The 15,130-nt window shown below is 34.9% G+C and carries 16 protein-coding genes; all 16 read left to right on the forward strand.

Features of this window, described 5'->3' with window-relative positions; genetic code table 11:
• The 16 genes from xseA to EKH84_RS11275 all read left to right on the forward strand — a co-directional run bounded on the left by xseA (position 1) and on the right by EKH84_RS11275 (position 15,027).
• Entirely contained in the window at positions 1 to 1,230 is a 1,230-nt protein-coding gene (xseA, locus tag EKH84_RS11200; RefSeq protein WP_013656766.1) for an exodeoxyribonuclease VII large subunit, read from the forward strand.
• The gene (xseB, locus tag EKH84_RS11205) at positions 1,202 to 1,426 is read left to right on the forward strand and encodes an exodeoxyribonuclease VII small subunit (protein ID WP_013656767.1); all 225 of its coding nucleotides are present in this window, start codon (positions 1,202 to 1,204) and stop codon (positions 1,424 to 1,426) included. The genes xseA and xseB overlap by 29 nt, the downstream gene beginning before the upstream one ends.
• Positions 1,426 to 2,301: a polyprenyl synthetase family protein gene (locus tag EKH84_RS11210; RefSeq protein WP_013656768.1), complete on the forward strand. Its 876-nt coding sequence runs from the start codon at positions 1,426 to 1,428 to the stop codon at positions 2,299 to 2,301. The genes xseB and EKH84_RS11210 overlap by 1 nt, the downstream gene beginning before the upstream one ends.
• 10 nt (positions 2,302 to 2,311) lie before the next feature.
• Positions 2,312 to 2,758 (forward strand): divergent PAP2 family protein, encoded by a 447-nt coding sequence (locus EKH84_RS11215; RefSeq protein WP_013656769.1) that lies wholly within the window; start codon positions 2,312 to 2,314, stop codon positions 2,756 to 2,758.
• A 719-nt stretch (positions 2,759 to 3,477) separates the two neighbouring features.
• The gene (locus EKH84_RS11220) at positions 3,478 to 4,053 is read left to right on the forward strand and encodes a hypothetical protein (RefSeq protein WP_013656770.1); all 576 of its coding nucleotides are present in this window, start codon (positions 3,478 to 3,480) and stop codon (positions 4,051 to 4,053) included.
• Positions 4,054 to 4,158: 105 nt separating this feature from the next.
• The gene (gene dxs / locus EKH84_RS11225; RefSeq protein WP_127066365.1) at positions 4,159 to 6,021 is read left to right on the forward strand and encodes a 1-deoxy-D-xylulose-5-phosphate synthase; all 1,863 of its coding nucleotides are present in this window, start codon (positions 4,159 to 4,161) and stop codon (positions 6,019 to 6,021) included.
• Between the two features lie 24 nt (positions 6,022 to 6,045).
• Positions 6,046 to 6,933 (forward strand): TlyA family RNA methyltransferase, encoded by an 888-nt coding sequence (locus EKH84_RS11230; RefSeq protein WP_243118586.1) that lies wholly within the window; start codon positions 6,046 to 6,048, stop codon positions 6,931 to 6,933.
• A gap of 13 nt (positions 6,934 to 6,946) precedes the next feature.
• Entirely contained in the window at positions 6,947 to 7,804 is an 858-nt protein-coding gene (locus EKH84_RS11235; RefSeq protein WP_190283305.1) for an NAD(+)/NADH kinase, read from the forward strand.
• 8 nt (positions 7,805 to 7,812) lie between these two features.
• Entirely contained in the window at positions 7,813 to 8,265 is a 453-nt protein-coding gene (argR, locus tag EKH84_RS11240; protein WP_041713592.1) for an arginine repressor, read from the forward strand.
• 18 nt (positions 8,266 to 8,283) lie between these two features.
• Complete coding sequence (recN, locus tag EKH84_RS11245) at positions 8,284 to 9,972, forward strand: DNA repair protein RecN (protein WP_013656775.1); 1,689 nt, start codon at positions 8,284 to 8,286, stop codon at positions 9,970 to 9,972.
• 215 nt (positions 9,973 to 10,187) lie between these two features.
• A complete protein-coding gene (gene spoIVB, locus EKH84_RS11250; protein ID WP_127066367.1) occupies positions 10,188 to 11,474 on the forward strand; it encodes a SpoIVB peptidase in 1,287 nt (428 codons plus the stop codon).
• Between the two features lie 116 nt (positions 11,475 to 11,590).
• Positions 11,591 to 12,418, forward strand: a complete 828-nt coding sequence (spo0A, locus tag EKH84_RS11255; protein WP_013656777.1) for a sporulation transcription factor Spo0A — start codon at positions 11,591 to 11,593, stop codon at positions 12,416 to 12,418.
• A 173-nt stretch (positions 12,419 to 12,591) separates the two neighbouring features.
• Entirely contained in the window at positions 12,592 to 12,888 is a 297-nt protein-coding gene (locus EKH84_RS11260) for a site-specific integrase (protein WP_127066368.1), read from the forward strand.
• Between the two features lie 382 nt (positions 12,889 to 13,270).
• A complete protein-coding gene (locus EKH84_RS11265) occupies positions 13,271 to 13,786 on the forward strand; it encodes a GNAT family N-acetyltransferase (RefSeq protein ID WP_127066369.1) in 516 nt (171 codons plus the stop codon).
• 88 nt (positions 13,787 to 13,874) lie between these two features.
• Positions 13,875 to 14,261, forward strand: coding sequence for a hypothetical protein (locus EKH84_RS11270; RefSeq protein ID WP_127066370.1), 387 nt, complete (start codon positions 13,875 to 13,877; stop codon positions 14,259 to 14,261).
• Between the two features lie 199 nt (positions 14,262 to 14,460).
• Positions 14,461 to 15,027, forward strand: a complete 567-nt coding sequence (locus tag EKH84_RS11275) for a flavin reductase family protein (protein WP_127066371.1) — start codon at positions 14,461 to 14,463, stop codon at positions 15,025 to 15,027.
• The last annotated feature ends 103 nt before the right edge of the window (positions 15,028 to 15,130 follow it).

Consider the following 15,130-nt stretch of genomic DNA (forward strand, 5'->3'; position numbering starts at 1 on the left):
ATGAAGAGAAAAATTGTATCGGTGTGGGAAGTGAATCAATATGTAAGTAGGCTTATTGAGGAAGACTACATGTTAAATGATATTTGGATACAAGGTGAAATCTCTAATTGCAAATACCATCAGTCTGGCCATGTGTATTTTACAATTAAGGATCCTAAAGCAAGCATTAATGCTGTTATGTTTGAGCGGGATGTAAGACGTTTAACCTTTAGACTAGAAGAAGGTATGAAAATCTATGCCAGGGTACGCATTACCATCTATGAAAAAACGGGAGCTTATCAAGCTTATGTGCAGGATGTGGAAAAGCAAGGAAAGGGACTACTGTATGAGCGTTTTGAGCGCCTAAAAGCACAGCTGATGCAAGAAGGCCTTTTTGATGACACCTATAAAAAGTCTATCCCTACGTTTCCTAAGCATGTAGGTGTCATTACTTCTTTAACAGGTGCAGCGGTAAAAGATATTATGCAAGTTGCAAAAAGAAGAAATCCCAGCATTCCATTAACCATTTATCCTACCCATGTACAAGGTGAATTAGCTGTTCCTGAAATTGTGGCAGCTATTAGGTTAGCAAATGAGGAAAAAAGAGTAGATGTTATTATACTTGGCCGTGGTGGTGGTTCCATAGAAGACTTATGGGCATTTAATGAAGAAGCTGTGGCAAGAGCTATTTTTGAGTCAAAAATCCCTATTGTTTCGGCTGTAGGTCATGAGATAGATTTTACTATTTCAGATTTTGTAAGTGACAAAAGAGCTGCCACACCTTCTGCTGCGGCAGAAATGGTGGTTCCTTCTAAAAGTGAACTTCTAGAATTGCTTGGCAGCTACGAGCGTTCATTAAAAAAGCGAATGGAGGAACGAACAAAAGCAGCAAGAAATCAATTAACCTACTTATTAAGCCGTCCAGTTTACGCAAAAAAAGACACCTTTTATAAAGTAAGGATGCAAGAAGTAGAAGATTATTGTAATCAATTACGTGGCGCCTATAAGGATCATCTGACAAAAAGTGAAAGGCGTTATGAATTAGCCATTCATAAACTTGATCAATTATCACCTCTTAATACCCTAAAAAGAGGTTATAGTTTAGCTATGAAGGATAATCAGCTGGTTAAATCGGTAGCAGACATTAGTGAGGGTGATGAATTAAGTATTACAGTGACAGATGGCACATTTATGGCAAAAGTGTGTGAAAAGGAGAACTCAAATGGCAAGAAAAGCAGAAAAAAACTTTGAAAAAGCAATCTCTGAGTTAGAAGAAAGTGTTAAGCGTTTAGAAAATGGCGAGATTACTTTGGAAGAAAGTATTGCAGAATATAAAAAAGGTATGGATTTAGCTGCTTATTGTATGGATGTCCTCAAAAAAGCGGAGCAAGAAATATATGTGTATGAAGAAGCACATTATAAAAAGCTTGAAGAGGGGGAAGACTAATGGCAAAGACTTTTTCTGATTATGCAAAACAAGTAAGTGAAAAGCTTGAACATGTTTTTCCGACCATAGCTGGTCCTTTTGAAAACCTATATAAAGCTATGAACTATAGTTTATTAGCAGGAGGAAAACGCATTAGACCAGTCTTAATGCAATTAGCATATGAAGCTGTCGGTGGCAAAGCAGAAATAGATGCTTATCTTTGTGGGATAGAAATGATTCATACGTATTCACTCATTCATGATGATTTACCTGCAATGGATGATGATGACTATCGCAGGGGCAAGCTTACGAACCATAAAGTATTTGGAGAAGCTACAGCTATTTTAGCTGGGGATGCGCTTTTAAATGACGCATTTTGCTTGATGCTAGAAGATGCACTAAAAAGTGATAGTATGGAAAAGGTACGTGCTATTCATGTGCTGAGTATGGCTAGTGGTTCAGCAGGAATGATAGGTGGACAAATCCTAGATATGGAAAGTGAGAATAAAGCTATTGATCAAGACACTTTAGATCTTATTCATTTAAATAAGACAGGTGCACTGATTTCGGCTGCCACAAAAATGGGGGCTATTTTAGGAGGAGGTTCACCTAGAGAAGTGAGTTTGTTAGAGGCGTATGGTAAATACATAGGTAAAGTTTTTCAAATTGTAGATGATATCTTAGATCAAACTTCTACAATAGAGGAACTTGGTAAACCTATTAATAGTGATGAAAAAAATCACAAAAATACGTACTTGAATTTTTATACCATAGAAAAGTGTTATGAGATTGCAGAAGAGTTAACCACAAAAGCAATTGGACTTCTAGATCAAATAGATGGAGATACCCAATTACTAAAGGATTTAGCACAGCAACTTATAATGAGAAGAAATTGAGGGTGGATACATGAATCCTATTGAACAGCTTTTGCAGAACAAAATTTTGTGGGTGGCTATTGTAAGTTGGTTTATTGCACAGCTATTTAAGGTTATTATTACTTTATTACAAGAACATCGTTTAGACTGGAGTAAGCTTTGGGCTTCAGGCGGAATGCCTAGTTCTCATAGTGCTTTTGTGATGAGTTTGGCCATAAGTGCAGGACAAGTATGGGGATATGATAGCACGTACTTCGCTATTGCAGCTGTGGTTAGCTTTGTGGTTATGTATGATGCAGCAAACGTACGTTTAGAAGCCGGCAAACAAGCAGCTGTTATTAATCAAATTATCGAAGTACTTGAAAATCCAGATTTAAATCCAGAAGAACGTTTAAAAGAAATATTAGGACATACGCCGCTTCAAGTAGTAGCAGGTGGCGTATTAGGTTTTGTTATAGCCATTTTATCGTTTATGTAAAATATGCTTTGGAAATGAAATGGAAATAAGATTGAAAAATAAAGTATACGTTGTTATAATGAGTGAAAGCGACTGATGACGCGCTTTTCAAAAAATGAGATGCGGTATTCTAGTCAATCTGTTGTGTTTTGAAGACGGGCCTAAAAATCCGTTTAAGGGCATATCGATGAAGTTCCTGGTGTTGGCTTGTAACGCCCCGTTGTGGGCTGATACTGGGGGTTAAGGTTTGTGGGCGATCCATAAGGGCATATGGGCGTTGACCCGCTTACCGTGGAGACCTATGCTTGTGCTTATCCCTATGGGGATAATGTATGACTTAGGATGAAACCTGCCATGCGGTGTTAGCTGTGGGCAGAGTAGCCTTCCTTGAGTGAAGGAAGGGGGACATCCATTTACTAGGGGGTTCTTTGGCCGAAGAACTTTCCTAGATTGTGGATAGAAACCTGATTCGCAAAAGAGGATAGGAACATTATAGATTGTTTGAGGAAAACTCCTAGACCGTTTGTAAAAGGTAGTGTTTGGATTACAGTGTGGTTTTTAAGGCGATCTGGCGCTAAGCCCTAGGCTTAGAAGTCTTTTTAAAGGGAAATCGCTCATTTGGCGACAAAAGAGTAGAGACTTGGGAAAACCTGCTAGACTATATGCCACAAAATTTACAAACACTATCATCTCAATTTTTGAGAAGTGGGTGATGAGTCGACCATGAAGGAGCAGTTTTAATGCCTAAGAAGATTAAATTTAAAATGGTAAAAGTACGTCAGCAAAGCAAAAAGACTTTAGCACTTATCATTGGTATGACATTTACTATTGCGATGTTGTTTAGTTATATATTTGAGGTTTTATTAGCAGACGTACCTCTTTTAATAGCATTTTTGATGCTCATAGGGATTATTATTATTGGCATTTTTTTTGATGGAATTGGTAATGCTGTAGTAGCAGTAGATGAAACGACCTTTCATTCTATGGCAGCTTCTAAAGTAAAAGGAGCCAAAGAAAGTATTACTTTAATTCGTAATGCACCTATGGTAGCCAATCTATTCAATGATGTCATTGGTGATATAGCTGGTATTATTTCCGGCAGTACAGCAACAGCTATTGTACTAGCAATTGAAAAAGGTTTTGGCATTAAATCCATTTTGTTATCTATTGCCATGAGTGGCTTTGTAGCAGCACTTACTGTTGGGGGAAAAGCATTAGGTAAAGGATTTGCTATTGCAAGAGCTAGATATATTGTGTATTATACTGGCGTTGTAATGTACTATACAAAACAGTTATTTAAAAGAACAAAGAAGTAAATGGCAATCTGCTTGGATTGTCTTTTTTATTAAATAAACAAGCTTAATGGGTATATTTAATGAAAAAAAATCAGATAGGATTTCGTAAAGAAAGAGGCAAAATGAATGTTAGACACATTAAAGACTATTCATAGTCCAGAAGATGTAAAAAAATTAAATACAGATGAATTAGGAGAATTAGCTCAAGATATACGAAGCTTTTTAATTCAATCACTTTCTCAAACAGGAGGACATTTAGCCTCTAATTTAGGAGTGGTAGAACTTACTATTGCACTTCACTATGTATTTGAATCTCCTAAAGATAAGTTGATTTGGGATGTAGGACATCAAGCTTATGTACATAAGCTTTTAACAGGAAGAAGAAAAGGTTTTAGGACTTTACGTCAATTAGATGGCATGAGTGGCTTTCCAAAACGTGTTGAAAGTCCACATGACGTATTTGAAACAGGACATAGTTCAACTTCTATTTCAGCAGCGTTAGGTATGGCCAAAGCCAGAGATTTAAAAGGTGAGGATTATAAAGTTGTTGCTGTTATTGGAGATGGTGCTTTAACAGGGGGGATGGCTTTTGAAGCACTTAATAATGCAGGTAGAGGAAATACAAATTTAATTGTCATTTTAAATGATAATGAAATGTCCATTTCTAAAAATGTGGGAGGAATTGGCAAGTATCTTAATAAATTACGTTCAAGTCAAGACTATTTAAAGGCAAAAGAAGATGTAGAAGATGTTCTTCATAAGGTACCTTTAGTAGGTGAGCATATGGTAAGTACTATTAAGCGTACTAAAGAAAGTGTGAAAAGCTTTGTCATGCAAAATACACTATTTGAGCAATTAGGTTTTACTTATATTGGTCCAGTTGATGGGCAAAAGTTACCTGAACTTATAGATTTATTTGAAAATGCAAAAGCAATGAAAGGGCCATTACTGATTCATGTGAAAACAAAAAAAGGAAAAGGTTATTTGGCTGCTGAACGTAAACCTAGCCACTATCATGGGGTAGGTCCGTTTTGTATTGCTACCGGTGAAGGTGCTAGCAAAACAGGAGACTATACATTTTCAGAAGCTTTTGGTGAGGCTATGGTGGATTTAGCACATCAAGAAGAAAAGCTAGTGGGTATCACAGCTGCTATGCCAGAGGGAACAGGCTTATTACCTTTTGCAAAGGTTTACCCAAAGCGTTTCTTTGACGTGGGTATTGCGGAGCAACATGCTGTCACCTTTGCGGCAGGGTTAGCAACAGAAGGTTACAAGCCAGTAGTAGCTGTGTACTCCTCATTTTTACAGCGCGCTTATGACCAAATTCTTCATGATGTTTGTCTTCAAAATTTACCGGTTATTTTTGCTGTAGATAGAGCTGGATTAGTAGGTGAAGATGGACCTACGCATCATGGTCTTTATGATATGGCATTTTTAAGCAGTATGCCCAATATGACTATTTTGGCGCCTAAGGCACCAGGAGAAATGGCAGCAGCTATGAAATACGCTTTAAATGTTAAAGGGCCAGTTGCTATTCGTTATCCAAGAGGTGGCAATTGCATAGAACAAGTGTATTTTAATGATTATACGTCAACTGGTTTTAAAACTTTAAAAGCAGGCAATAATATGGCTATCTTAGCTGTAGGGCGTATGGTAGAAGTCGCTTTACAAGTAAAAGAGCTACTAAGTATGCAAGGAGTAGAGCTGGCAGTTATAGAAGCACCTTGCATTCAGCCACTTCCAAAAGAAGAAATAGTTGCTTTAGCTGAAGACTATGACTATCTCTTTACACTTGAAGATGGTATAATACAAGGTGGTTTTGGTGAAAAAGTATTTGCAACACTTGCTTTATCAAGTAAAGCTATGAAGGGACACTGCTTTGCACATGAAAGTGGTTTAGTACCTCATGGTAAGGTTAGTGCTTTGTTTGAAAGAGAAAAGTTAGATGCCAAAGGAATTAGTGAGCGTATTTTAAATGATTTAAAATGATGACAAGGGAAAGAGAGCAGATAGATGGAAGGAAAAGAAAGAGAACAAAAAGCACTAGAAGAAGCATTAAGTGCTGAGACTGTAGAGGTAGTCATTGACCAAAAGCTTTTAGACAGTAAGGAAAGATTAGATGTACTTATTGCAGAAAGACAACTAGCTGAGTCAAGAGAACGTGCTAAAGCTTATATCATGGCAGGTGTCGTTTTTGTTAATGGTCAAAGAGAAGATAAACCTGGTCTTAAAGTTAAACGTAGCAGTACTATAGAAGTGAGAGAAAAGATGAAATACGTGAGCCGAGGTGGATTTAAGTTAGAAAAGGCCATGACAAGCTTTAATCTTCTTCTAGAAGGCAAAGTATGTATGGATGTAGGTGCTTCTACAGGAGGCTTTACAGATTGTATGTTACAAAATGGTGCTGTAAAGGTGTATTCTGTAGATGTGGGTTATGGTCAGTTTGCATGGAAGCTTAGACAAGACCCTAGAGTCATTTGCATGGAGAAAACGAATATTCGTTATCTCACTAGAGAGCGCTTAGAGGAAAAAGTGGATTTTTGTTCAATTGATGTTTCCTTTATTTCATTAACGAAAGTTTTGGAACCTATTACAGCTTTATTGCAAGATGAAGCAGAAATTGTGGCACTCATAAAACCTCAGTTTGAAGCAGGCAGAGAACAGGTAGAAAAGCATGGTGTTGTTCGAAAAGCTAAAGTACATGAAGAAGTCATTCATCATGTATGGAACTATAGTAAAAGTCTTGGGTTTGGTATAAGAGGTCTTGATTTTTCACCTATTAAGGGACCGGAAGGTAATATCGAATATCTCATTCACCTAAAAAAGCAAGGTGAAGATTTATTAATAGATCAGGAAGGGATTATTAAGAAGACAGTACAAGCATCGCATGAATGCTTATAAATGGGGGGATAGGATGAAGCATATAGGCATTATTCCTAATAGGTTAAAGGATACTGATTTAAAAGTAACGGAGCGTATTGCAACATGGTTTAATAAAAATAATTTATCAGCATATACAACACCGGATATAGCAGAGCATATACAAGCACATACAATTGCTGTAAGTGAAAAGGAGCTTTATGAAATTTGTGATAGCTTAATTGTTATTGGTGGAGATGGTACTATTTTAAGCGTAGCAGAAGCTGCCAGTATAAAAGACATACCTATTGTAGGGGTAAACCTAGGACGTCTTGGATTTTTAGCAGACATAGAACCGCAAGAAATAGAAGTGTCATTGCAAAAGCTCTTAGAAGGGGTTTACGAAATAGAAGAGCGTATGATGCTTAAAGCAACTATTATAAGCCCAGAGGATGAAAAATATGTTTTTCATGCTTTAAACGATATTAATGTAACAAGAGGAAGTTTTGCGCGTTTAGTGGAGTTTGAAATTCGTATTAATAACGAATTGTGTGATATTTATCCTGCTGACGGTATGATTGTATCATCACCTACAGGCTCTACTGCTTATAATCTTTCTGCTGGGGGACCAATTCTAGTACCTCATGCTAATACTTATGTGGTAACCCCTATCTGTCCACATACCCTATATGCTAAATCTATTATTCTTTCGGATCATGATACAATTCAGATTGCAACATTAGAGGAAGCGAAGGATATGGCACTTAGCATCGATGGTAGGCTGAAAATGTACTTAACACCGCAACATGTGGTGCACATTGAAAGAGCAACACAAGTCACTAAGCTCATCAAATTGTCTGAACGTAAATTTTTTGATATATTACGAGAGAAAATCGTAGAGAGGAGAAGATAGGTATGGGAATGAAAGAACAAAGACAGTCAAAAATTTTAAGCTTAATTCAGAAGTCGGAAATTGAGACACAAGAGGATTTAGCAGAAGCTTTGAAAAATGAAGGTTTTAATATTACACAAGCTACTGTTTCAAGAGATATTAGAGAACTAAAATTAACAAAAGTGGCGACAAAAGCAGGTGGACAAAAATATGTAGCGCTTTCTAATGTAGAGCAACAAGTATCAGAAAAAGTGATTCGTGTTTTTAAAGATGCTTTTGTGAGTATTGACTATGCAGGTAATACCATTGTTATTCGTACCTTGGTAGGTATGGGCAATGCTGTTGCAGCAGCTGTAGATGCCTTTAATATGGAAGAAATTATAGGAACATTAGCAGGAGATGATACGATTTTTTGTGTAGTAAAACATGAAGATCATATCAAAGCTGTTATTGATCAATTTAAAGAGATTCTGAATTCTTAAGTCAAGGAGGAATCGAATATGTTAACTTATATAAAAGCCACTAACATAGCGCTTATAGAAGAAGTAGAGCTTAATCTTGATCCTAAACTAAATATCTTTACAGGAGAAACAGGCGCTGGAAAGTCTATGCTTATCGATTCAATTCAATTTGCAATTGGCAATCGTAGCTCAAAGCAGATCATCAGAAAAGGGGAAGACATGGCAAGTGTTACTCTTTGTTTTGAAGACCAAATAGGCATGGGTATAGAATACTTAAAACAACATGAAATTTCTGTTGAAGCGAATGAAATTATATTAGAACGTGTGATTTATCAGTCTGGACGTACGATTTATAAAGTGAATGGTAGTGTAGCAACAAGACAAATGGTTAAGGAACTTTCTAGTTTACTTATAGATGTCCATGGTCAGCATGAACCCCAATCTCTTTTAGATATTGCTAGTCATATTCGTCTTTTAGACAGCTTTGGTGAGAAAGATTTTTCACAAAAAAAGGAAGCTTATAGAAGATGTTACGAACGTTGGCAAAGTGTAAAAGCAGATATTCAAAAAATAGGAGATAATGATCGTAAAAAACTACAATTAAAAGATATGCTGTCTTTTCAAATTAATGAAATAGGAAGTGCTAAGCTAAAAAAAGATGAAGAGGAAAATCTAAAAGAGCAATATGACATTTTATCTCATGCCGAAAAAATTATGATGCAATGTCAAAAATCTTATGATTTTTTAGATGGAGAGACTGAAACGAGTGCTACTTTACTGTTAGGACAAGCTATTCACGCACTTCAAGATATTAGTGATATTACAACAGAAATTAAAACCCTATATGATCAATTTCTATCTATTCAGGCAGAACTTCAAGATGCCACTTATCAGATGAGACGCTTTGCAGATCAAGTAGAGTATTCTCCAGAGCTTTTATTAGAAACTCAAAATAGATTAGATTTAATTTATCGTTTAAAACAAAAATATGGTAGTTCTGTTGAAGAGATTTTAGCTTACAAAGCAGAATGTGAAAAGGAATTAGCTGAATTAGAAGCTGGTGAACATAATAAAGAGAACCTAGAAAAAGAATTAGCTTCTTTAGAAAAAGAATTAAAGCGTCTAGGAGCAGAGCTTTCTAAGGAAAGGCGTACTATAGCAAGTAAGATAGAAGTCGCCATAGATAATCATCTTCATGACCTTCAAATGCCGTATGCTAAATTTGAAGTCGCTATTAATGATCTTGATACCTTTAATAGTTATGGTCAAAATGATGTTGAATTTTTAATCCGAACGAACCTAGGTGAGGATTTACATCCTTTATCTAAGATTGCATCAGGAGGAGAGATTTCTAGGGTAATGTTGGCGATTAAAACAGTACTTGTATTAGGAGATACAATTAATACCGTTATTTTTGATGAAATTGATACAGGTATTAGTGGAGTTGCAGCTCAGAAAGTAGCAGAAAAGTTAGCTGTTATTGCTAAAGCAAGACAGGTGCTTTGTATTACGCATTTACCACAGATTGCAGCTATGGGAGATATTCATTTTCTTATTGAAAAACAGGTATCAGAAGCTAGTACAACTACTCATTTAGAAGAACTTAAGGAAACTGCTATACATGAGGAATTATGTAGATTAATGGGTGGCATTGTAACAGAAAGTACACTTAAGAGTGCAGTAGAGATTAAAACACGTGCCACGCTTTATAAAGAGCATTTGGCTTAAAATGCTTAACTTTCAAAATAGATAGTATTAAATGAATAGATAGATTAGATGGAGCTAATAAGTAGGATGTATAAAAATCTTTTAGGATTTTTGTACATCCTACTTTTGCTTTACATTTTCAAAACAAATTTCTATGAAAAATAGTTTAACTGTATAAATGACCTGAAAAAAGGATATTTTATGAGTAAGAGCGAAAAAACATAGGAAGTGGAAAAATGAAACATAAAAAGAGAAAAACGATATTATGGATAGGTGTCTTAGCTGGGATAATCCTTTTGTTAAGCACACCTTTAATTGTCTCCTATTTTTATTTACCCTCTGAAATTCGAATGATAGCAGGAGAAGAACATCTTTTCAATTTCGATGTTCCTTTAAAAGCCAATATTATGCAAGGTGGCAGTTTAATCATAAAAGATACGAAAAATGGATTAGTTGAAAGAGGAGCAGTAGATTTAAATAAGCCGTTATATGTCACTATGATGAATGAGGGACGAGCAGATGTTACCCTCTCTTTTTTGGGAATCATTCCACTTAAGACTGTAGCTGTAGAAGCAATTCCCTATGAGGAGCTTATTCCTTGTGGTCAAGTGGTAGGCATTAAGGTCAATACAGCAGGTATTTTAGTATTAGGTGTAGGAGAATTTGAAGCTAAGGGTGAGCAAGTTTCACCTTGTAAAGGTGTTATTGAGACAGGAGATTTAATTGTAGCTTGTAATGGAAAGGCGTTAGAAACAAAGGAGGATTTAAGAAATTATATAGAAGAGAATAAAGAAGGACCAGTACAACTGAAATTAATGAGAAAAGGAGCGGAGAAAGAGGTTGAGATAGAGCCAATTTATTCAGAATCAGAAGAAACATATAAAATTGGACTTTGGATTAAAGATAGTACTCAAGGAATAGGAACCATTACGTATATCCATCCTAAAACTGGTGCTTTTGGCGCTTTAGGACATGGCATAACAGATGCAGATACGCACCGTTTAATTCCTGTTAAAAATGGAGAAGTGATGGAAGCATCGATTACTCATATTAAAAAAGGACAAAAGGGAACACCAGGAGAGATTAGTGGTGTAATTGACTATGAAAAAGAAAGTATCATTGGCCAGATTGATCAAAATAGTGCATTAGGGATTTATGGTAAGGTTAAACAAAATCTGCTTAATAAGCAAGTGTGTGAGGCTATACCTATTGCTTTTCAAGATGAAGTACATGAAGGAAGAGCAAGTATCTTAGTTGACTTAACTGGCACAGGTGTCAAAGAATATGAAGTAGAAGTTCAGAAGGTTTCTAAATACAGCAATGAGCCATCTAAAAGCATGGTTATTAAGATTGTAGATGAAGAGCTCTTAAAGCTAACAAGTGGTATTGTTCAAGGAATGAGTGGAAGTCCTATTTTACAAGATGGAAAGTTAATCGGTGCAGTGACTCATGTATTTATTCAAGACCCTACAAGAGGCTATGGAATTTTTATTGAGAATATGCTTAATAATGAAAAAAGATAGAAATATATGTAAAATAAAAATAAAAATTACAAAAAATGGTATTGCAATTTTTGGAAATATTTAATATAATACATTTAGTCGCAAGATTAAAAAATAATTGTTTGGGGGGATTTCTTTTGTTCGATCAAAAAATGAAAATATTGATAGCAGATGACAACAAAGATTTTTCTGATATCTTAATGGAATTTATCAATAGACAAGAAGATATGGAAGTTGTAAATGTAGCAGGCAACGGAGAAGAAGCTTGTAAGTTGATTCAAGAGGTGGTACCAGATATTGTTATCTTAGATGTTATTATGCCATATTTGGATGGAATTGGTGTATTGGAACGTGTTGATTCTATGCAGCTTGAGAAAAGACCATTATTTGTCATGCTTTCAGCAGTAGGACAAGATAAAATTACAGAGAGGGCACTTGCTCTAGGTGCAGAGTATTATATTGTTAAACCTTTTGATATGGAGACTTTAGTTAATCGTATTCGTCAACTTAAGAATATGGCATTATCTAGTAGCAATGCTAGCAAAAACAGTACTTCAACATTAACATCTTCAAGACAGCTTCTTCCAAAATCAAAAGGCATGCCAACAGCACATAGTCTAGAAACAGAGGTAACCAGCGTTATTCATGAAATTGGTGTACCAGCACATATTAAAGGCTATCAATATTTAAGAGATGCTATCATTATGGTTATTAATGATATGGAAATTCTTAATTCTATTACCAAGCAACTATATCCTAATATTGCAAAACAATACAATACGACACCAAGTCGTGTAGAACGTGCGATTCGTCATGCAATCGAAGTAGCATGGAGCCGTGGTAAAATGGATACCATTGATAAACTCTTTGGTTATACAGTAAACAACGGCAAAGGCAAACCCACTAATAGCGAATTTATTGCACTTATCGCTGATAGGCTAAGATTAGAGATGCAGGTGGGTTAAAACTTTGGGGAGCAAGGGTTTGTATTGATTCGCAAATAGTTACATTTTCATATGTTTATTGCACTATTTGCTGATTTTTGGGGTTTTACCCCTATAAATTTCTTAAGATAAAAGCTATAAATCCTTTTAATTTATTGGTTAGAACGATTGCCATAAATTAGGAGGATTTTTGCATGTTTAATGAGTTTTTCTTTCAGATTGAAGACTATTTAGTATATTGTAAAACAAAGGGGCTATCAGTAAAAACCATTAAGTCCTATGAGCAGAGCTTAAGGTTATTTGATTTATCCAAGTATGTAGAATATAGAGATTATGTAATAACTAATCTATTAATGGATACAGGAATGAGAATTTCAGAATGTCTTTTTATTAAAACGGAGGACATTGATTTAGTGAAGAGAGTTAGCTTCCTTCCAGCACAAAATACAAAAGGTAGAAAGATAGAATGGTTTATTTTTCAAATGAAATGAATTTACAAGATATAGATGTAAGTCATTAACACTCCCAAGATGAGTCCTTAACAGAAATGTTGGGAGTAATTTTTATGGGTCAATATAAAAATATTGGAAATATTAAATATAATTGTTATAATATTTAGAATAAGGATACATATGAAAAAAATATACAGTAAATGTGGTAAGACAATTGAATATAACAAAACGTGTACTTGTAGAAATGGCATTAAATTTAACACAAATATTTCACCTGAGAAACGTAAATTTTACTCATCATACGTTTGGCAGAAATTAAGAAATAGAATAGTAAAAGAACATCCTTATTGTGAGAGATGTTGGTGTAAGTGGAAGGGCATTACTAGTGAAAATTTGCTAGAATTTATAGGAGTGATTGAGAATGTTGTATTTGAAAGAGGCAAACTTTGAAGATATAGAAAATGAGTACTTGTTTGTTCGAGACATACCTGTAGATGAGAATGGATTTACCAATGAATGGAGTGGCATTTTGCAGGAAGAATTTAAAGAAAAGGCATTGAAAACAATGATTGCTTACTCAAGAGGAGACAATCTACCAATAGGATACGTTACAGAGACTTATCTATTCCTTTGGAATAAAGGTGAAATTATTGGTCAATTTCGCATACGCCATTATTTATGTGAGACATTGAGAAGAGGAGCTGGTCATATAGGATATTATATTAGCGATAAGTATAGGGGAAAGGGATACTGCACAGAGGGGCTTCGTTTGGCCTTACAGGTAGCGAAAAAAATTATTCCGGAAGATGAAATTTATTTAAGAGTAAATAAAGATAATCCAGCATCATTACATGTAATGTTAAATAATGGTGGCTATATTCATCACGAAGATGAAAACAAATATTATGTAAGAATTAAAAAGAGTAATTTAAATTGATAATATTAATGTATTTTGTAGGGTGTGTAACTGCAGATTGGTGATAGTAGTGTGGTGGATTGATAAATCAGAAGTTGGAGGGTTTTGAATGAAGAGGAAAGTTACTATATCTCTTACAGTGATTACTGCATTGGTGGTAATTTATTTGGTCATTAGTAGTTTTATCCAAAGGACAGATGTATTTTTGGGAGAGTATACAGTGGCAGATGATGGAACCCAAATAGACATGGAAGTCGGAGTTGCTAGTTCAATGGGATACATTGGAAGATATTCGACAAAGCAAGATAGAAGCTGTTTGTATTTGACTTTCTATTCATCAAATAGAGGGAGAAACACTCCTTCTGGTGGAAATAGGATTACAATGAATCTTTTTCCGGAATGTGATGCAATTTACTTTAATCGATCTGGAGGAAAATTTCAAATGATGCTACAGAAAAATAGTGAAACAAATGAGTGGGAACGAGTTTTACATTAGTAAATTTCAATTTATTTATTAATTTTGAAGTTAATAGGATGAATTGATAATTTAACTGTGCTTTGTAGAGTGTGTAACTTGCAGATTGGTAATATAGGATTAAAGCATGATTTGTTCAGTTAAATGTTAAGGAGATTTTTAAGAGAAAATTAGATATTTATAGACTTATAAATTTGAATTTGATTAAATGGAGTTTATTATGGAAAAGATGAATATTAAACCTGATTGGGTATTTAGCCCACAACCAATGTACATAATAGGAACAAAAAACGAGAATGGTACACCTAATTTTTGCATTATTACTTGGTTAGGATTTTCTTTTGATAAAACACCACACTTAATGATGACCATAGGTGGAAGTAAACTAACTAAGACAAATATACTTCGTGAGAAGAAATTTTCAGCCAATATGATTACTGAGGATAATCTTTGGATTGCTGATTATTTTGGTACTACAACCGGCGAAGAAAAAGAAAAAAATGATTTGTCTTATGGCTATAAATGGGGAGAATACGTAGAGGTTCCTGTGATTAACGAATGCCATTGGACATATGAATGTAAAGTAAACAAAGTAATTGAACTTGACGGTGCTCATCTATTTTTGGCTGAAATAGAAAATATTCAGATTGATAAAGAATATGAAAATATGGATATGAAAAAAATCGATTTAACGAAATTAAAACCTGCTATTTATGCACCTTACAATTATTTTTCAATAGGAGAAAAATTAGGAGAGATGGGTGAGTGGCAACAACATTTAAAATAGGAATTTAACAAAAGATGTTATGTAGTAATATAGGGATGTATGAAATAATAAAGTTAGCTTATGATGGAGCTGGAAAACAGAATAAAAAGAAATACCATATTAC

The sequence above is a fragment of the Cellulosilyticum sp. WCF-2 genome (genome assembly GCF_003990395.1).
In the GTDB taxonomy this organism is placed as follows: domain Bacteria; phylum Bacillota; class Clostridia; order Lachnospirales; family Cellulosilyticaceae; genus Cellulosilyticum; species Cellulosilyticum lentocellum.